Here is a 20,192-nt window from a genome sequence, read left to right as displayed (position 1 = left end):
CATGCCCATCCGGCTTTGGCCTTGTAACAGAAGGCGCTGTCCTGCTTGAAGCAGGCCGCTCGGGGGTAGGTTTCGGAAAGGGGCCGCGCCGAGCCCTCTCAGCCAGTGGAGCTCGTTCTCTGGTTTGCGCGCCGTATGCTTTCGTACTGGTCCCGTCATCGCGTTTGACGATTCAATGTTCATGTATTGCAAGAATATCATATTGATGCCGTTTTTTCAAAGCAAAAACGAAGCTTCTAGAAGAGGCCCAGCTTGCCGATCCGATATGCCGCTTCCTGCATCCGCTCCTCGCTGCTCAGCAGACCGACGCGGACATACCCTTCGCCGTGATCGCCGAAACCGACTCCCGGGGCAACGGCAACCTTGGCTTCCTCAAGGAGCAGGTTTGCAAACGCAACGGACGTATAGCCCTTGGGAACAGGCAGCCAGCTAAAGAACGAGCCTGCCGGCTTCGGCGCATCCCAGCCGATCTCCGACAACGCTGCGAAGAATGCGTCCCGCCGGCTTTGATAACGGCTTACCAGCGTTTGGACGCAATCCTGGGGGGCAGTCAGGGCAGTAGCCGCTGCTGCCTGAATTCCTCCGAACAAGCTGACGTAAATATGGTCCTGAAGCAGGTTGATCAACGAGATGATCTTCGCGTTCCCGAGAGCGAAGCCAACCCGCCAGCCGGCCATATTATACGTTTTGGACAGCGTATAGAACTCCACGCCGACGTCCTTGGCTCCCTCAGCCTGCAGAAAGCTGACAGGCTGCTTGCCGTCGAAGCCGATCGCGCCGTAAGCGAAATCGCTGGCCACAACGATTCCGTGCTTTGCGGCAAAGTCCACGGTCTCCTCGTAAAAGGACAGGGGAGCTACCGCCGAGGTCGGGTTGTTCGGATAGTTCAGGAACATCAGCTTAGCCCGCTCCCGGTCGGACGGGGCGATGCGGCTATAATCGGGAAGAAAGCCGTTGTCCGCCGTAAGCGGCATAAACTTCATTTCAGCGCGGGCAAGAGCAACGCCGGACCAGTAATCCGGATAACCCGGATCGGGCACGAGACAGACGTCCCCGGGATTAAGGAGCACTTGCGGGAGCTGGACGAGCCCGGTCTTTCCGCCGAACAGAATGGCGACCTCGGTTTCCGGATCCAGATCCACGTTATAATCCTCCTTATAACGATGGGCAATCGCTTCCTTAAGAAACGAATAGCCGGTAAACGGCGAGTATTTATGATATTGAGGATTGTCGGCTGCCTCCTTCAGGCTTGCCACGATATGAGGAGGCGTCGGCTGATCGGGATTCCCCTGGCCGAGATTAATGACGTCGTGACCCTGGGCCACCTGCCTGTTGACATTCGAGACCAGCGTCGCGAAAAACTGGGTCGGCAGCGTCGGCATTATCTCGGCCGGCTCGATATGGAATGGTTGATTAGGTTTGCTCATGGCGGATTCATCACTCCGGTTATTGAATTGCGCTTGATTCCCCTTCATTATGCATGGTTGTATCAGCGGTCTTAAAACAATTAGCATTAATTTATCACGATTTATCCGGGGTGTATAGAGGGAAATGGCGTACAGGGTTGCGGCGGCAGGCCCTTCGGGGCTATGATGATGTCAAGAACAGCCGAGGGTTCGTTTGGACAAGGACCGCTTGCGCTAAACCATGAGTATTTGACCTGATTCCTAATTCAAAAGAATATAGGCATGACAAGGGGGAACCGAAAGTGACTGGAGGAGCTAAGCCTCAATTGAATATCGCGCTCATTCAAGCTTATATCGAGATAGGCGAACCGGGCGCCAATACGAACCATTTGGCGGCGATGATGGAGAAGGCCGTATCCGCAGAAGAAAGGCCGGACGTGATCGTGCTGCCGGAAATGTGGAATACCGGGTATGCGCTGGACCGGATTGGAGAGCTTGCCGACCCGAACGGGGAGGAGACGAAGCGGCGGCTGAGCGACTTCGCCAAGCGGCATGGCGTTCATATCGTAGGCGGATCGGTAGCGGAGAAGATCGGCGATCGGATATACAACACGATGTACGTATTTGGAAGGGATGGCGAGATTACCGCAAGGTATTCGAAAATGCATCTGTTCCGTTTGATGGATGAAGAGAAGTTTCTTCATGCCGGAGAGGAAGCGGTCACCTTTGATCTGGAGGGCTTGAAAGCCGGGGCATCGATCTGCTATGACGTCCGATTTCCTGAGCTGTCCCGTACGCTGGCGCTGGCAGGCGCGAACGTGTTGTTCGTTCCGGCCGAGTGGCCGCATCCGAGACTCCATCACTGGAGGACGCTCCTGACGGCCCGGGCTATCGAGAATCAAATGTATGTCGTTGCCTGCAATCGGGTCGGCCGCAGCGGAGAGACGGAGTTTTTCGGGCATTCCTTGCTGATCGATCCTTGGGGTGAAGTGATTGCCGAAGGCGGTGAAGAGGAATCCATCGTCACCGGCACGCTGGATTGCACCCTACCAGGTGAAGTGAAGGGGCGGATTCCGGTGTTCGAGGACCGGAGGCCTCACTTGTATTTTAAGTAAGGTTTTTGCAAAAATCCAAAGCAAAAGAAAGCAAGGATGCGCACCTGAAATTTCAGTTTCATATGCGGTCAGGCGGGTATACTATGGGTAATCCGACTGAGAGGAGGTTTTCGAACGCATGGCAGAGAACAACCAATTCGACAGCCGCGGCATTGAGCAGGAAGATCAGAAGGCGCAGTTTCGCAGCTTCGTCGAGCAAGTAACGGGCGGCGGAAGCAACAGCAGGAACGAGTCCTTACAAGATCAATCGCGCACGGCGGATGAGCAAAATCGGATGATCGACCAGCACAATCTGCGAAAATAGCTCGCCGATCAAAATTCACGGCAGCTGACGCTCTTTCGCAGGTTAGGATGGCAGGCACGGTACTAGGACAGAGAAAAATAAAAAAAGCAGGCCCTTGTTATAGGTCATTGACCTTGGCAAGGGCCCTTTGCTGCGGGTTTATACGAATAGAAGGAACCCGTTTCCGATTTCGGATGAATCAGGACGGACTCCCGATTACTCACGTACGCTTTCCACCACGAGTTTATCCATGACCTGCTTGAAGGTATCGATGAAGGCGTCCGCCGCCTTCGACAAATACCGTCCATTGCGGAAGGCAACGACGAGCGTCCGGCTGGGGACCGGCTCGGCAAGCGGCAGATAGACGGGGATAAACTCGCTTCGCTTCGCTCTGGCAATGAATCGCGGGACTAGCGTAACCCCCATGCCCGTCGCGACCAGGGACTGCAAGGTTTCGATGTTATTGCTCTCGAACACCACCTTCGGCTCGAAGCCTGCTTCGCGGCAAATATCGAATGTAAGCTTCCGAAAGCCCTGACCCTTCTTCAGCACCACGAATTCCTCGTCCCGGATTTCATCAAGGGAAATCGGCCGGACCGGGTCATGCGCCGCCCGCCGTGCCAGCTTATGCTGCGGCGGAACCGCGAGATCGATCATCTCTTCGCCGATCGGAATCCAGGATAGCGAAGGCTCGGTGAGCGGGAGCGCCAACAGGCTCAGATCAGCCTTGCCGCTCGCCGTCAGCTTCTCCAGGTTCATGGAGGAGTCCTCCAGGAGCGTGATTTCAATATCCGGATACCCTTTCTTGAACGCCGGCAGCACCCTTGGCAGCAGATGGGACCCCGTGATCGGCATGCTGCCGACGACGACCTTGCCTTTGCGAAGCTGGGAAATGTCGGACATCTCCTGCTTCAGCTGCTCGACCGCGTCCATGATCTTCTGGGCATGCTCCACAAAGCTTGCGCCTGCGTGCGTCAGCTCGACCGAGCTGGTGTTGCGCTGAAACAGCAGAACGCCAAGCTCCTTCTCCAGCTTGGACAGCTGCTGGCTCAGCGAGGGCTGGGCGATGTGGAGCTTCTCCGCGGCCCGGGAAAAGTTCTTGTCCGCTGCGATTTGCAGCGTATATTGCAGTTGTCTAAGTTCCATGAAGATCATCACCCCGTTATAGCTGTATCCTATTACATCTATAGTTATTATATCTTGGAACAATGAAGATGGAAATGATATATTACTATCAACGTAAGGATGATGCGCTGCAAAGCTTGTACCACAAGGCGATCAAGGGCGGTCATCCTGTCAATGGACGATAGAACAATGGGGTGATATTGATGGGTAAGAAGACAATGTTCGAGAAGATTTGGGATAATCACGTTATTCATCAGGAAGAGGGTAAACCGGGCATTTTGTACATCGACCTGCATCTCGTTCACGAGGTGACTTCGCCGCAGGCGTTCGAGGGACTGCGTCTCAGCGGCCGCAAAGTGCGCCGTCCGGAGCTGACATTCGCTACGATGGACCACAACGTGCCGACTAAGGACCGCTATAACATTACGGATCCGATCTCCAAGCAGCAGATCGATACGTTGACCAAGAACTGCCAGGACTTCGGCGTAACGCTGTTTGATCTGGACACCATCGATCAGGGCGTCGTTCACGTCATGGGACCGGAGCTGGGACTGACGCATCCGGGGAAAACGATCGTGTGCGGCGACAGCCACACCTCCACGCACGGGGCATTCGGAGCGCTAGCTTTCGGGATCGGCACAAGCGAGGTTGAGCATGTGCTTGCAACGCAGTGCCTTCAGCAGGCGAAAGCCAAGACGATGGAAGTGCGCTTTGTAGGCAAACGCAATCCAGGCGTAACGGCTAAGGATATGATTCTTGGCGTCATCGCAAAATACGGAACGGATTTTGCGACCGGATACGTCATTGAATACACGGGCGAGGCGATCCGGGAGCTGTCGATGGAAGAGCGGATGACGGTCTGCAACATGTCGATCGAAGGCGGAGCGAGAGCAGGGATGATCGCACCGGATGAGACGACCTTCGAATATTTGCGCGGACGTCAATACGTGCCGCAAGGCGAAGCCTTTGATGAGGCTGTAGCAGCTTGGAAAGAGCTCGTAACCGACGAGGGTGCCGAGTTCGACAAGGTTGTGGAATTCGACGTTGAATCGCTGATTCCGCAAGTAACCTGGGGAACAAGCCCGGGCATGGGAACCGACATTACGTCAACCGTTCCGAATCCGGCCGATTTCAAGACGGAAAACGAACGGAAAGCTGCTGAAAAGGCGCTTGAATACATGGCGCTCGTTCCTGGTACGCCGATGTCGGAAATTCCGATCGATTACGTGTTCATCGGCTCCTGCACCAACGGACGCATCGAAGACCTGCGTGCAGCGGCGGCGGTTGCCAAAGGCCACAAAGTGGCGGATAACGTGACGGCAATCGTCGTTCCGGGCTCGGGACGCGTCAAGCTCCAAGCCGAGAAGGAAGGGCTTGACAAAATTTTCATCGAAGCCGGTTTTGAATGGCGTGAAGCGGGCTGCAGCATGTGTCTTGCGATGAACCCGGACGTGCTTCAGCCAGGACAGCGCTGCGCTTCGACGTCGAACCGGAATTTCGAAGGACGTCAAGGCCGCGGCGGCAGAACGCATCTCGTATCTCCTGCCATGGCGGCAGCGGCGGCCGTGAAAGGCCATTTCGTTGATGTTCGCGACTGGAATTTTGTTGCTGAAGAAGTTGTAAGCTAAGAGGACGGAGGAGAAACGTATGCAAGCATTTACGAAATTAACCGGTATCGTGGCGCCTGTCGACCGCGTGAATGTCGATACCGACGCAATTATACCTAAGCAATTTCTGAAACGGATCGAGCGCACAGGGTTTGGGCAGTTCCTGTTCTATGAATGGCGCTTTGACGAGCAGGGGGAGGAAATTGAAAGTTTCCCGCTTAACCAGCCGCGTTATCAAGGCGCTTCGATCCTGATTTCGCGGGCAAACTTCGGCTGCGGTTCCTCCCGGGAGCATGCGCCTTGGGCAATCCTGGATTACGGCTTCCGCGTTGTCATTGCACCGTCGTTTGCCGATATTTTCTATAACAACTGCTTCAAGAACGGCATTCTGCCGATCAAGCTTTCCGAGGAGCAGGTGGAAGAGCTGTTCCAGCGCACCGATGCCAATGCCGGTTATCAGCTGAACGTCGATCTTGAGAGCAAGACGATTACCGATAATCAAGGATTTCATATCGACTTCGACCTTGATGAGCACCGCCGCCAGTTTCTGCTTCAGGGCTTGGACGATATCGGCTTGACGCTCCAGCACGAGAGCGAGATCGACGCTTACGAGAAGAAGCACGCATCCCGTCTGTTTGCCTAATTGCGAAGGTTTGCTCGTCAAAAGATTACAAGATTATTAAACTTCCATTTCTTATGTAGGAAATGGAAGTTTTTTTTGGTATGATGGAAGTAATATGCAGCAATTGTTCACAGAAGAGCGTGAATGTCGGTATTTGTCCGGTACATTTTTTCTCCGAAAATGCCGATTTACATAAATGATAGATTGTAAGTGGCGGTTTGTCGGTATGTCGGTTCTATATGTAGAAAATTCAATCATGGGATGATCGAGGTGGATTCATGAAGAAGTTAGGTTTTTTGTTGGCGCTGATTCTATGTTTGCTGGTGTTTCCTAAGTCCGTGGACGCGGCTTCTTCCGGCGCAGCCATTTATCTGGACGGACAGCAGCTGAATTTGTCGTCCGGCGTCAAAGTCGACAACATCAAGGGAAATGTGATGATACCGATCCGGGTCGTATCGGAGAACCTCGGATTTGACGTGCGCTGGGACAAGTCCTCGCGGTCGGTGACGGTGTCGAGTAGCGACAAGAGCGTGCGCATGGTTGTCGGCAACGCTCAAGCGGAGCTGGACGGCGAACTGGTCGATTTAAATCTTCCTCCGGTATTAAGCGGGGACACGACGCTGGTCCCGCTGCGCTTCGTCAGCCAACAAATGGGCCTGGACGTCAAGTGGGACAACGCAGCAAAAGCGGTCTACCTGACATCGCCCGTTCCTTCGTCTCCGGATGCAGGTACCTCGCCGGGGAGCGGAGGAGGTTCGGGGACGGACTCGTCTGCTCCTGGGAATAACGCCGATTTATCGACCTTGACTGGGATTTCTTTCAGCGACAATCGTTTGATGATCTCCACAGAGGGAACGGTTGCTCCGAGTGTATTTCCGATGAAGGGGCCGGACCGCATCGTGGTGGATTTGCCGAATACGGCATTTTCCGAAGCCTTTCTGGCCGATCACGTAATGAATCCCAGCAGCGGCGGCGAGATGGCCGTAACGGATTATCCCGACGTAGCCAAGATCCGGTTTGCGCTTTTCAGCCATAGCCCGTCAACAGTACGGGTTGTCATTGATTTGAACGGACCCGCGAGCTACGGGGTGACTCATGAATCGGGGCTGACGATCGTGGATCTGAATGCAGAGGGAGATATGGTGATACCGCCTGTTCCTCCGGTATCCGGAAGCGGCAAGAAGATTGTGGTCATCGACGCCGGACATGGCGGCAGTCAGCCGGGGGCGACCAGCGTGACGGGCAAATCGGAGAAGGTCATGAACCTTGACCTGGCACTCAAGGTTGAGGCCCTGCTTAAGAATGAGAAGAACATTGAAGTCGTGATGACGCGCAGCAATGATTCCACGCTAGGACTCAAGGATCGGGTGAAGATCGCCAACGATTTGAAAGCGGACATTTTCGTCTCGATCCACGGCAACAGCAGCACGTCCAGCAGTCCGAACGGCACGGAAACATATTATACGAGAGATGCGAGCAAACAGCTCGCCAATGTGATCCACAAGCATTTGGCCAAAGCGACTGGGCTGTTCGACAGGGGCGTTAAATACAGCAGCCTGCATGTAACCCGGGAAACGAAGATGCCGGCGGTCCTCCTCGAAATCGGCTTCCTGAGCAATAAGGGTGATGAAGCCCAGTTGTTTAACGAAGATTTTCAGAATCGTGTTGCACAAGGTATTGTTGAGGGTATAAAAGAATATCTTAAGTGAGGTTTTTACTTGAGGCTCATCGAACCGCAGCTACTTACATAGGACGGATAAAAAAATGATGAGACCTGAATACTTCCTTCACGTACAATTACCTGTACAAGATTTTATGAACCTAGAGGGGGACACAACGATGAACAAGAAATATTGGATGACAGGAATGCTGGCGCTGCTGCTTGTTTTTAGCGCAGGCTGCGGCCAGAAGCCGGCTGCAGCCCCCGCCGATACTCCGGAACAGACCGTGGATGCGGATCAGGCGGATCCAGGCGATCAGGCGGCTGGCCAAGATAACGAGGATGAGGCAGTAGAACCGGTTAACGCTGGAGTACCGGAGGGAACAGGCCAGACTGCGTCCGGCGGGGAAAGCACAACACCACCGGCCAGCGGAAAGGATACGCCTCCGACTGAACCTGAGAAGGTAGATGCTGCCGTCAACCCTGAGAATAAGTCGAGCATCAAGCTCTACTATACCGACCCGGAGGTAATGGAGCTTAAAGAGGCAAGCCGTGAGATCACCTACTCGGGTGACGAGGATAAGTATAAAAAAGCATTCGAGGCTCTCCAAACGAGCTCTGACGCATCCCTTAACCCGTTATGGTCGGATAAAATTACGTTGAAATCGTTAAAGTTCGATCAAGGTGCATTGACGCTCGACATCAGCAAGCCGGCTGAGGCGAATCTGGGCGCGGGAGGTGAAATGTTCGCCATTGACGCCTTGCAGAAGACCTTTTTCCAATTTGAAGAGGTCAAATCGATCGAACTGCTGGTCGACGGACAGCAGATCGAAAGCTTGATGGGGCATGTGGAGATTGAACATCCTATGACTCGAAAATAATACTGTTGAACTACTTGGTTTCTCATATATGAAAGCCGAAACTCCTATTTCAGTGATGAAGTAGGAGTTTTTTTTGGTAATATGGGAACAATTTCGCAACTTTCAGCCAGGGTCAGCGTCTAAAGTTTGTCAGGTAATGTCGGACAGGCCGATTGCAGAAACGCCAATCTATGGCAAAATAATAGGATGGTAGGGGTGAAGGATGAAGAAGTTCGGTTTTTTATTGTTTCTGGTTGTCATGATGATTGCGTTTCCTAAGATGGCGGATGCAAGTTCGTACAGCGCAAAAATTTACCTGGACGGTCAACAAATCAATGTGTCATCGGGTGCCAAGGTGGAAAACATCAATGGGACGGTCATGGTGCCGATTCGAATCGTATCCGAGAATCTTGGCTTTCAGGTTGATTGGAGTAAGGCAACCAAAACGGTAACTGTCCAAGACGGATCCCAGAAAGTAACGATGACTATCGGAAGCCAGTATGCCGACATCAACGGGCAGCGGGTCCAAATGACCAAAGCGCCGGTTCTTCGAGGCGGGACGACGATCGTTCCGATTCGATTTGTCAGTGAACAGATGGGGATGCAGGTTCGATGGGACAACGGGACAAAATCGGTGCATTTGACTTCCGGCAATGCAGGAAGCAACCCGGATGGAGCCGATGGGGCCCACACGGCCACGGTAGACGGCATAAGCTTCAGCGACAATAAACTGATGGTTGCTGTCACAGGCAATGCCAAACCGAGCATTTCGAAGCTGGGCAATCCGGACCGTATCGTCATCGATATGGTCAATACGGAGTTTTCTGACAGCTTCGGCACCATGAACGATTATGACGAAGTGAACAAATTCGGACAGATGGCGGTGTCCGGGTACTCCGACGTGAAGTCGGTTCGTTATTCGCTCTATAACAGCAGCCCTCTCACGGTTAGGATCGTGCTTGATCTGAACCAACCGGCAAACTATACGGTTTCCGGGCTTGAGAACGGCTCCGGGATCTTGACCGTGGCACTGACTGCTGCTACAGATCCATCACCGGGTACAAGCGGCAAAAAGATCGTCGTGATTGATGCCGGTCATGGGGATCATGATCCGGGGGCAATCGGCGTCACGAAGAAGAGGGAGAAGGATTTCAACCTTGCCATGGCGCTGAAGGTCGAGAAGCTGCTTGCGAATGAACCGAATATTGATGTTGTGTTGACCCGAAGCACGGATAAATTTCTCGAGCTGAAGGATCGCGCAAAATTGGCGAACGATCTGAAAGCGGACGTTTTCATATCGATACATGCGAACAGCGGCCCTTCCGCCGCAACGGGCACGGAAACGTATTATTACGACCAATCCGACAAAGCGCTGGCAGCCGCCTTGCACAAAGAAATCGTCAAGGCCATGGGCTTGAAGGACCGCGGAGTAAGATACGGCAATTTCCATGTCATTCGCGAGACGAAGATGCCGGGAGCGCTGCTGGAAGTCGGCTTCATGAGCAACAAGACCGATGAGAGCAAGCTGTTTGATCCCGCAACCCAGGATCGTGTGGCAGCGGCCATTGTTCGCGGTATTAAAAATTATTTGAATGTGAATTGATGAGACGAGTCCAGTGTAATTTGCAGGAGGTGGCGATTTTGAACAAAAAAATATGGTCGGCCGGATTTCTGGCAGCCGTCATGCTGATCGGCGCCGGCTGCGGACAGAAGCCCGGAGCTGCGCCGGACGACACGCCGGAGCAGGTAACTCCTGCACCCGAAGATCAGACAGGCCATGGAAGCGGCGGCGTGACGAACGGCTCGGGCGGGACGTCAGGAGCCGGAAACGAAGCGACTGCGCCCGAAATGAAGACGGAGAGCATCAAAGCGTATTATACCGACCCCGAGATGATGGAGCTGGTCGAAGGTAGAGCTGAGATTTCCTATAAGGATGAGCTTGGGAAATACGAGGCCGCATTCAAGACGCTCCAGCAGAGCAGCGATGCGGACAAGCTTCCGCTGTGGGAGAAAATCCAGCTTCATTCGGTACAATTCGAAAGCGGCAAGCTGACGATTGATGTAGCCGTTCCGGACGAAGCCAATCTGGGGGCCGGCGGAGAGTCGTTTGCTGTCGATGCGCTCAAGAAGACATTTTTCCAGTTCGACGAGGTGGAATCGATCCAGCTTCTCGTCGACGGACAGCAGACGGAGTCCTTGATGGGGCACGTCGATATGGAAAATCCGATGACTCGGTAATGATGGTTGAAGGAGATCACGATCTGCTGTCGAATAGTAGTATATGATGAAGCAGTAGTTAGGAGAGGGGAAAGAGAATGGTACTTAGACACAGCAAACATATTCATTCCAAAAAAGTGGTCTCCGCCGTCATGGCCGGACTTATAGCATTGGGGGGCGGCGCTTCCGCCGTATCAGCAAATGAAACGTCGGGAGGCACGGCAGCAAGCACAACGCAATCAAGCCTAAGAGCATTCAGTGATGTCGCTGCAGGCTATTGGGGAGAAAAGTACATTTATCAGTTGGCGGCACAAGGGATCGTTACGGGGAGTAGCGGAAAGTTCAGACCGAATGATCCGGTTACACAGCAGGAAGCTGTGACGATGGCGATCCGCTTTTTAAGCATGCAGGATCAGCTAGGCAGCGGCGCTGCGACATTACCGACAAATATTAAAGTTAACGATTATTTCACGCAGTACGTTCAACTGGCTTTTCAGCAAAGCCTGCTCGACAAGCAAAAGGAGTCCGGTTATTCGGACGAAAAGGTCATCTGGGGTGCGCAGAAAGCATCGCGGGAATGGGTTACCGAAATGCTGGTGCGTTCCATCGGACGTACCGCGGAGGCAAATGCCGCCAAGAATAATGCGACAGGCTTTGCAGATAATGCCAAAATTTCTCCGGATCGCCTTGGCTATGTGAACGTAGCGGTAGAGTTAGGGCTGGCCCAGGGCGTCAACGGCAATAAGTTCGATCCGCAAGGAGCTGTGACGAGAGCCCAGCTGGCAACGTTCTTCAGCCGTGCGCAAGCGTATATCGATACGAAATATGTCAACCAATACGAAGGCTATATCGCTTCCTTGGATAATGGCAAGCTCGAATTGTACGTTGACGGCAAGCTGCACTCGTTCAAGCTGGATGCATCGACCGCGTACTTTACTTCGGATTCCGCGAAGAGACAGCAATTCTCCGATCTGAAACCTTATACGAAGGTTGTGGTCGTAGCGAATAACGGAACTGCGGCTTATGTGGAAACCAAGGATCCTGCACAGCAAGTGGAGCGTTTCGAGCGTACATATGCACGACTGTCGCCAAATCATGTCATTTGGTTCGATACAGGCAGCACCTTTGAGGAGCTGAGCTATGATGCCAATACGCTGTTCCTCGATCAAAACGGGAATAAAATTGATCCGAAGACCCTTGCAGCAGGCAGCCTGCTTACCATTGAACGCGAAACCTTCAGCCCGCAAAAACGAATCGTATCGATTCGCGTTAAGAGCGGGCTGGTGAATAAGTCGTCTGAGGGCGTCATCACGAGCATCGACACCGTAAATAAGACGATCACTCTGAAGGACAGCACAGGATACGAGGATACGTTTGCCTGGGACGAGAAGACCGTGATCCGTTACCAGAATCAAATTCTGACTCCGGCTGAGCTGAAGGCGGGCTACACGGTGAAATTCTTGGTGGAGAACAGCGTTCTTCAGTCCGTGGAAGTTGCGCAAAGCGTAGAACGTACCGTTCAAGGCATGCTGTATGCGGTTGAAGAGAACGGCAAGACGATCACCTACAAGCGGAATGGCAGCACGCAGCTCGAAACGAAGTTTTTGGCTGACAAGCCTGAGATTATCGTCAGCGGCGTAGCGAAGCCGGTTCTCTCGGATCTGCTGGCAGATGCCGTTTCCGGAGACAAGGTTTTGCTGACGATCAATGGGGAAGAGCAAGTGACCAAGATTGAGGTAACCGGCCGGCAGATGGAACAGCTCGATGCCGCTACCATCGTGAACTATGATCCAAAGACGCGTTGGTTGACCGTTCGTGATGCGAATAACCAGCCGCGGGTCATCATTTTGGATGAGAAGACGAAGCTCGAAGCAAGCACGGGAACGACGCTCGATAAAGTGGAGCCGCTCTTGGGCGCAGGACGCAAAGTGAGCGTGTCGGTTATCGGGACCCGGGCACTGTCGCTGGAAGTTGTATACAAGGTCGAAGGCAAGGTCAGCAGCATCAATACGTCCAAGAAAATCATCTCGATTGTGGACGCGAACGGTAAAGTGGAAGAAATTCCGTATAACACCACGCTGATCGTTGAAATTTTCGGCAAATCTTCCGCATCGCTGGCGGATGTCCGAGTAGGTGACGAAGTGTCAGCTCAATTGTCGACTAACCAGGATTATCTGCAGACGTTAAAAGTGAAGACGGCAGCCCAGTTCGAGGTTGTCTTTACGGAGCCTTCGAAGAACCGGATTCGTGTAAAAGCAAACGGAACGACCAGCGATATTTATACCGATAAAGCAACGCTGACGGGCGAGAGCGGACAAGCTATCCTGCTTGCCGACCTCCGTCCGGGCACGCTGGTCAACATATCCCTTCAAGGTAACACGGCCGTGGCCATATCTGAAGTGAAGCTGACGCTTGGCGAGATCACGAATGTGGACGCATCCGGTAATGTGGTGACCGTGAAGGATTATGCCGGCAACAGTCAAGCCATTGGGGTAAGCGCAGGAGTGAAGGTCGTCCGCAACGGCTCGACGGCTACGAACTTGAGCACGCTTGCCGCTTCAGATCGCGTTGAAATCCGTAAGGATATTCAAGGCGTGACGATTATTAATGTGATGGAAAAGCTGGAGCGCTCCTTCTGGCAGTCCAGCAATTCCGAAATCCAGGTGAAGCGCAAATCGATCAACGATAACTATCGCTTCGCCCTGTCGGATAAAGTATTTGTTCATCAAGGTGACACGACTTTATCCGTGCAATCCCTGAAGGAAAATGATAATATTGTACTGTACCTGAACAACGGTGTCGTTGTGGAGATTGTAAAACAGTAGGATTTATCATCCGGGGATTACTTGAGACACACCGTCTTGATGCGGGGGCTTCTTCGCATCAAGATTTTTTTTTGCGGGAGGGAATTCATATTATGAATGCGGCAACGGTACGTCATATTCTGGATACAATGGCAACGATGTTTCCGGATGCACACTGCGAACTGAATCACAGCAATGCGTTTGAGCTGACCATCGCTGTGCTGCTGTCCGCCCAGTGTACGGATGAAACCGTGAATAAAGTGACCAAGGATCTGTTTCAGAAATACAAAACTCCGCTGGATTACGTATCGGTGCCGCTCGAGGAGCTGGAGCAGGATATCCGGCGGATCGGCTTATACCGTAATAAGGCGAAGCATATTCAGAACCTGTGCGCGATCCTGATCGAGCAGTACGGCGGCGAGGTGCCGGAAGCTCATGACGAGCTGGTCAAGCTGCCGGGCGTTGGACGGAAGACGGCGAATGTCGTCGTATCGAATGCTTTCGGCGTTCCGGCCATCGCTGTGGATACGCATGTCGAGCGAGTGTCCAAGCGTCTTGGTCTGGCTGCGTGGAAGGACTCGGTGCTGGAGGTGGAGAAGAAGCTGATGAAGCGGGTGCCTCGTGAGGAATGGACGATAACGCATCATCGGATTATTTTCTTCGGCAGGTACCACTGTAAAGCACAAAATCCGCAGTGCCAGATTTGCCCGCTCCTTGATGTCTGCCGTGAAGGAAAGAAGCGTATGAAAACATCGGCAGTCAGGAAGAATAAGGAACAGCCGAGAGTAAGCAAGACATAGACAAGATAAGAGGATGGGATAACACATGAAATGCATCTCCGTTTATACCGACAACTTTGAATTGTTCTCCGATATTTTCGAGCATGTGGTGGAGAGCCAAAACCAACTGAACGAGAATGAAGAGCAAGAGGTGGAAGGCGTGACCTTCAGCCATTCCGGGGACGCGCCGGAACACTATTTGGAAAGAATGTCGCAAAAGCCCGAAGTCGTGGTTATGCGCGACAAATCCCGCGGTTTAACGATTCTGCAGCACGGCAGCGTGTTTGAAATTTTGATTCCGGCGGAAGACGGAACCGTAGTATCGTAAAGCTCGTTTGACTGCGCTTCGCAATTTGGTTCATTTAAGCTGAGCACAGCGGCACGGATTTTCATAAGCGATACTTCTTCAGGACCTCAGGAAGGCGCCTGAGAGAACTTCGGGTAGCGAAAGGCGGCAGGGCATTGCTGCTAACCGTTCCCGATGTTTACGAGTGAGGTATCCAATCGATCCGATGTTTGACAAGAGGCTGTCCCGTAAGGTCTATGACCCGGGGTAGCCTTTTCGTATGTTGAGGAAGCAACGGGGGAAATGCTTGCGGGGGATATGACGTATCGTTCACCCGATGACGTAATCTCGAAGAAGCAAACGGGCACGGGGAACGAGAGGAGCATGTCGGTTAATTAGAGTCCTCTCCGGATGCGTTGTTTTCTTTCATTAATATAAGAATATAATAAGATGATCTCTGGACCGAAGGAATCGTAAACAACGGACATGTGGATAGAAAGCCGGATACATACACATCGAACAGGAGATCGGAAGACGATGAGTTAGAACCATACGAATGATTATAACGAACGGTAAGCGAGCACTGTATCTGAAGAAGGGAATAGCTTTTCCGTCGCATTCCGAACAGAAGGCAGCGACCGGAAGCATAGACTTTCGTTCGCTTTTGCAGGCGGATATCCCCACCTCCGTAACAACAGGAATCGGAAGAACCATTCATGCATCTCCTTAACATAGGGGAGTGAAATCAACCACCGCATGTAGTGCATTGTACTTTAAAGTCACAAGCAAGTAGTTCACCCACCATCCACGGGGGATCAGGCTGCATAATTTTTGATAACGAGGCATGTCCGCTTCACGAAGCATGAAAGGATGGATTCGGGGAGGAGCTTAACGTGTTCTTCGCTCATGAAATGTCGCAAAATCGCAGCGGGATCGAAATGCGATGATTCCTTTAATGCCCAAGCGATGATACAATAAAAAGATGTGAATAGAATGTGTCAGAAATATAAGATTCATGGATTGGAGCGAGAAAGGACATTGAAGATAGCCGAACGTGAACTGGGAGCCCATGAGCTTAGCAAGACGATGACAACGGTTAAGGACCGCTTTTTGGATTGGAATGACGAATCATCAGCGGCTCTAGCCGAGGATTTGATACGCAAGGGAGCGAGCGGGGAGCTGACGCTGGCGTTTTGCGGCCACTTCTCGGCCGGCAAGTCCAGCATGATCAATGCGCTCTGCGGCAAACCAGTGCTGCCATCCGGTCCGGTGCCGACCAGCGCCAATATCGTCACGATCCGCAGCGGCACACCGAAAGCCCTCATTCATCGCGCAGCCGATGATCATGGCGAGCCGATGACGGTGACGATTGAGGAGCTGGCTGATTATTGCAAAGAGGGCAGAGCCTATTCAGCCATTGAGGTATGGGAGGACATTCCGCTGCTCGGGGAATCCGGCGTTCTGATGGATACGCCGGGGGTAGACTCAACGGATGACGGTCACCGTTTGGCTACCCACTCCGCGCTTCATATGGCCGATGTCGTTTTTTACGTGATGGATTATAACCATGTGCAGTCGGAGAGCAATCTCTTGTTTGCGAAAAGCTTGTCGGATTGGGGAAAGCCGCTGTATCTTATCGTGAATCAGGTCGATAAGCATCGGGACCAGGAGCTGTCGATAACGGATTATTTGCAGGACGTGAAAAAGGCCTTTGCGCAGTGGAAAATTGCCTATAAAGGACTTCTCTGCACGTCGCTTAAGGTGAAGGAGCATCCTTATAACCAATGGGAGCGGCTCAAGTCGCTGATTCGTGAACTTATCGCGATTAAAGATCCGCTTCTTGGCTACAGCGTATCCTGCTCCATGCATCATGCGGCGGATCAGCATGTGGACGCTTTCGCCCGCTCTCTCCAGCCCGAGAAAGAACGGCTGCTTGAGGAAATCGGCGGTGAGGAGGCGGCAGCGGCCCTTAAGGCGCGCCTTGAAGAGCTGGAGTCACGGAAGCGGGAGGCGGAATCGCTGCCCGGAACTGCCCGCCAAGCGCTTCGCAGCGAGGCGGATTCTCTTCTTGCCAATGCGAACTTAACGCCGGCGGATGTGCGCGAGCTCGCCCGCCTGTTCTTGGAGAGCCGCCGCAGCGGGTTCAAGGTCGGCTTCCTATTCTCGGGCGGAAAGACCGAAGAAGAGAAGCGCCGCCGTCTGGAAGCGTTCCATGCCCGATTGAAGGAACAGATCTCCGCTCAGGTCGATTGGCATGTCCGACATTTGTTCCGTAGCATCACCGAGAGCTATACGGAGTGGAATACGGAATGGGAAAGCATGCTGGATCATGAGCTGCCGACGGTTCAGGAGGATATGGTTACAGGCGGGATCCAGTCGGATGCGATTGTTTCCGGGGAGTATGTGCTGAACTATTGCCGGGAGCTGGCCGAGCGCATCAAGGCCAGCTATCGCCGTGCCGTGTCGGAGCTGGCCGACCGGCTGCAGGCGGTGCTGACGGACGCTTCAGCCGTTCGTCTGCAGGAGCTGGGGCGCCAGCAGGAGGAGCTGCTGGCGCAATCAGCGGCTTCCGCCCGCTATGCTGCGCTGCAGCAGGCGGAAGCCGCCCGCGCGGCGGAGCTGGCGCAGCTGCTCCCGCCGCGCGCCTCCCTCACCCCCGGCCTCCTGCCGGAGGTGAGGGAGCCGGAAGGGCAGCCCGCCCAGGCGGCTGCCCAAGGCGGCGCCCCGGCTGCGCAGCCGGGGCAGGGGCGCACCGCTCCGCGCCGCAGCAGCGCTGCGCCGGGGGCGCCCCAGCGGCGCCAGCAGCTTGACGCTGCGGCAGCGCAGCTGCAAGCGGCCGCCGCGCTGCTGGCGCCGTACCCCGCGCTGGGCTCCGCCGCGCGGGATTTGACCGCCCGCGCCGAGGCGCTCGCGGGCGGCTCGTTCACGATGGCGCTGTTCGGAGCGTTCAGCGCCGGCAAATCCTCCTTCGCCAACGCCTTGCTTGGCGAAGCGGTGCTGCCGGTTTCACCGCACCCGACGACGGCCGCGGTGAACCGCATTCTCGCGCCGGCTGAAGGAAAGCCTCATGGGACCGCAGCCGTGCGCATGAAGAGCCGCGAGATGTGGTGGGACGATCTGAAGTATTCCTTCAGCGTGCTGGGATTGCCAGAGCCGAGCCCGGACCGCTGGAGGGCGGCAGCGGAACAGCTGACACCATCGGGGCTGCATCCGGCAGCTTTGCCGCATTACGGATTTCTGAAGGCGGCGGCTGCCGGCTGGGAAGAGATGGAGGGCAGGCTCGGGACGACGGAGCTTGTGCAGCTGCCGGAATACCGCGGATATGTCGCCGATGAGCGGAAATCCTGCTTCGTGGACGGGATTGATCTGTATTACAGCTGCCCGCTCACCGAGCAGGGGATCGTCCTGGTCGATACGCCGGGAGCAGACTCGCTGCATGCCCGGCATACGGGCGTCACGTTCAGCTATATTAAAAACGCCGATGCGATTGTCTATGTGACGTATTATAATCATGCCTTTTCCAAAGCGGACCGCCAGTTCCTGTCCCAGCTCGGACGGGTGAAGGACAGCTTCGCGCTTGATAAAATGTTCTTTATCGTAAATGCCGCCGATCTTGCCCAGTCTGAAGAGGAGCTGGGGGAAGTCATCAAGCACGTGCGCAGCAATTTGACGGCGAACGGCGTCGGCAGTCCGCATCTTTATCCGGTGTCGAGTCAATCGGCCTTAACCGGGAAGCTGCAGGACGATGCCGGAATCCTCGCCGCATCGGGGTTTCCGGCATTCGAGGAGGCGCTTGGGCGCTTTGCCGCGGTTGAATTGCCGAAGCTGTCGCTGCGCGCCGGGTATGATGAGGTGGCTTCCATCCGGGACCGGATTCGGACATGGGCCGAGCTTGCCGCTCAGGACGCTACGACGCGCCAGCAGAAGATCCAAGCGATGGAAGAAGTGCGAAGACAGGCGCTTGTTCGGCTAGAGCAGTTAACGGAGGATACGATGGCCCGCGATATAACGCAGGAATGCAGCGAGCTGTTGTTCCATGTGCGGCAGCGGCTCGATTACGCGATGAACCGATTCTTCCAGGAATCGTTCAACCCGTCCGTCCTCCGCGAAGACAGCGGAAATATGAAATCGGCTTTTGCCGCGTGCGGCCAGGATTTGCTGCGTACGCTGTCCCTGGAGCTGGATCAGGAGCTGTGGGCGACAACGCTCCGTTTGGAGCAGGCGGGACGCAAGCTGTCCGAAGGCGCAGCCGGAAAAGCGGCAGCCGATATTCAAGCGATGGAGGAGGGATTGGCGCTCACCCTCCGGCGGGAGCCGGATTGGCCGTCTCCGGAGCTTGCCGAAACGGAGCTTTCGATCGACGGAGGCTGGCTGGCATTCTGGTCCTTGTTCAAAAATCCGAAGCACTTTTTTGAGGGCAGCGGCAGCGTCAAGCTCCGCGAAGCGGCCGAGCCGAAGGTGAAGGAGGCGATCGCCGCCGTCGTCAGCAAGCGCGAGGAGCAGCTGGCGGAGCATTATGCCCGCATGGTCGCCAACTCCTTGCGCCATCATGCAGGAGCGCTTGAGGAACAGCTTCAGGAGTCGGTTGAAGCCATCATCGACTCGCTGAAGGACGGGCAATCCCCGCAAGTGTGGAATAAGCTGGCTGACGATTTGCAGGAGCTGACGGCGGCCGGACCTCTTCAAGGCTGATTCCGGCATCCTTGTTTCAACCGAGTGGGGACGATATTCCTAATCCAATTGAACAAATACGGGTCACGGATAAATCCGCGCCAAGTATGTTCCAGGTTTTGAATGGATGACAGTAGGTTCGTAAAAACGTTACACGCACCGAACGGAACATGCAAAGGTGCGTAAAAACGGTCCATTGCTTTGCAGAATAAACATCCATAGCGCAGACGTCTTCCGAGCCATGCATCATGGCGGCGGAGGCGTCTCTTTTTATGGAACCGTGAATTACCTTTTTATGTAACTTTATTTCGCGTGATTGAAGAGCAATGGCTGCACAAACCCCATGTATTTGGCGCCTGCCCCTGCACTTGCCATGTTCTAATGATGACTGCTGCCGATTAACAGCGTCGACTAATGACTGCTGTACGATCAACAGATCAACAGCGTCGACGTTCGGACGACAAGCATAGATGCAGGCTCCTGGGGACAGAAATCATAGAAAACCAACCTTCCGATACCCTTCTCCAAAAAGTCCGGAACCGGGACGAAATGCACAGTGGCTGCCCGAAGCGGTCGCTTCCGGGAGAAAGAGTAGCATAGGTGAGAATTAACGATTATTTAATCAGTAAACAAAGATAAGTTTAACTATTTGCCTTCATTAGGTCCTTTTGGCTCATTTATGACCGTTATTTCTCTTTGCCGCCCGTTCAGGTCGATGATAAACTTCATAAATGCTACATAACCTGAACGAAAAAAA

The 20,192-nt window shown here is 53.9% G+C and carries 14 protein-coding genes; 12 read left to right on the top strand and 2 right to left on the bottom strand.

Annotated elements, in window-relative coordinates; genetic code table 11:
• Positions 1-236: 236 nt before the first annotated feature.
• On the bottom strand, positions 237-1,427 hold the full coding sequence (locus NST44_RS24575; protein ID WP_210094612.1) for a pyridoxal phosphate-dependent aminotransferase: 1,191 nt from the start codon (positions 1,425-1,427) through the stop codon (positions 237-239).
• A gap of 281 nt (positions 1,428-1,708) precedes the next feature.
• Here NST44_RS24575 and NST44_RS24570 point away from each other — a divergent pair, with 281 nt between their 5' ends.
• Together NST44_RS24570 and NST44_RS24565 are read left to right on the top strand one after the other, a co-directional pair.
• Positions 1,709-2,521: a carbon-nitrogen family hydrolase gene (locus NST44_RS24570; protein ID WP_028403590.1), complete on the top strand. Its 813-nt coding sequence runs from the start codon at positions 1,709-1,711 to the stop codon at positions 2,519-2,521.
• Positions 2,522-2,639: 118 nt separating this feature from the next.
• Positions 2,640-2,825: a hypothetical protein gene (locus NST44_RS24565; RefSeq protein WP_007129888.1), complete on the top strand. Its 186-nt coding sequence runs from the start codon at positions 2,640-2,642 to the stop codon at positions 2,823-2,825.
• A gap of 195 nt (positions 2,826-3,020) precedes the next feature.
• On the opposite strand, the gene NST44_RS24560 is transcribed toward NST44_RS24565, so the two are convergent.
• Positions 3,021-3,950, bottom strand: a complete 930-nt coding sequence (locus NST44_RS24560; RefSeq protein WP_028403589.1) for a LysR substrate-binding domain-containing protein — start codon at positions 3,948-3,950, stop codon at positions 3,021-3,023.
• 182 nt (positions 3,951-4,132) lie between these two features.
• Here NST44_RS24560 and leuC point away from each other — a divergent pair, with 182 nt between their 5' ends.
• The 10 genes from leuC (at position 4,133) to NST44_RS24510 (ending at position 19,456) form a co-directional block, all read left to right on the top strand.
• Entirely contained in the window at positions 4,133-5,557 is a 1,425-nt protein-coding gene (gene leuC, locus NST44_RS24555; RefSeq protein ID WP_028403588.1) for a 3-isopropylmalate dehydratase large subunit, read from the top strand.
• Positions 5,558-5,576: 19 nt separating this feature from the next.
• Positions 5,577-6,179 (top strand): 3-isopropylmalate dehydratase small subunit, encoded by a 603-nt coding sequence (gene leuD / locus NST44_RS24550; protein ID WP_028403587.1) that lies wholly within the window; start codon positions 5,577-5,579, stop codon positions 6,177-6,179.
• 257 nt (positions 6,180-6,436) lie between these two features.
• On the top strand, positions 6,437-7,867 hold the full coding sequence (locus NST44_RS24545) for an N-acetylmuramoyl-L-alanine amidase family protein (RefSeq protein WP_007129892.1): 1,431 nt from the start codon (positions 6,437-6,439) through the stop codon (positions 7,865-7,867).
• 130 nt (positions 7,868-7,997) lie between these two features.
• Positions 7,998-8,699 (top strand): GerMN domain-containing protein, encoded by a 702-nt coding sequence (locus NST44_RS24540; protein WP_028403586.1) that lies wholly within the window; start codon positions 7,998-8,000, stop codon positions 8,697-8,699.
• A gap of 202 nt (positions 8,700-8,901) precedes the next feature.
• Positions 8,902-10,281: an N-acetylmuramoyl-L-alanine amidase gene (locus tag NST44_RS24535; protein WP_028403585.1), complete on the top strand. Its 1,380-nt coding sequence runs from the start codon at positions 8,902-8,904 to the stop codon at positions 10,279-10,281.
• Positions 10,282-10,319: 38 nt separating this feature from the next.
• A complete protein-coding gene (locus NST44_RS24530) occupies positions 10,320-10,916 on the top strand; it encodes a GerMN domain-containing protein (protein WP_028403584.1) in 597 nt (198 codons plus the stop codon).
• Between the two features lie 77 nt (positions 10,917-10,993).
• Positions 10,994-13,720: an S-layer homology domain-containing protein gene (locus tag NST44_RS24525; RefSeq protein ID WP_028403583.1), complete on the top strand. Its 2,727-nt coding sequence runs from the start codon at positions 10,994-10,996 to the stop codon at positions 13,718-13,720.
• 92 nt (positions 13,721-13,812) lie between these two features.
• On the top strand, positions 13,813-14,499 hold the full coding sequence (gene nth, locus NST44_RS24520) for an endonuclease III (protein ID WP_007129897.1): 687 nt from the start codon (positions 13,813-13,815) through the stop codon (positions 14,497-14,499).
• A 25-nt stretch (positions 14,500-14,524) separates the two neighbouring features.
• Positions 14,525-14,806 carry a hypothetical protein gene (locus tag NST44_RS24515; protein WP_007129898.1) on the top strand — a complete coding sequence of 94 codons (282 nt, stop codon included), beginning with the start codon at positions 14,525-14,527 and terminating at the stop codon, positions 14,804-14,806.
• Between the two features lie 996 nt (positions 14,807-15,802).
• Positions 15,803-19,456: a dynamin family protein gene (locus tag NST44_RS24510; protein ID WP_340900852.1), complete on the top strand. Its 3,654-nt coding sequence runs from the start codon at positions 15,803-15,805 to the stop codon at positions 19,454-19,456.
• The last annotated feature ends 736 nt before the right edge of the window (positions 19,457-20,192 follow it).

Origin of the sequence: Paenibacillus sp. FSL W8-0919 (assembly GCF_038003785.1) — a bacterium.
Lineage (GTDB): Bacteria > Bacillota > Bacilli > Paenibacillales > Paenibacillaceae > Paenibacillus_AQ > Paenibacillus_AQ lactis.
This window is presented reverse-complemented; position numbering and strand designations above follow the sequence as displayed.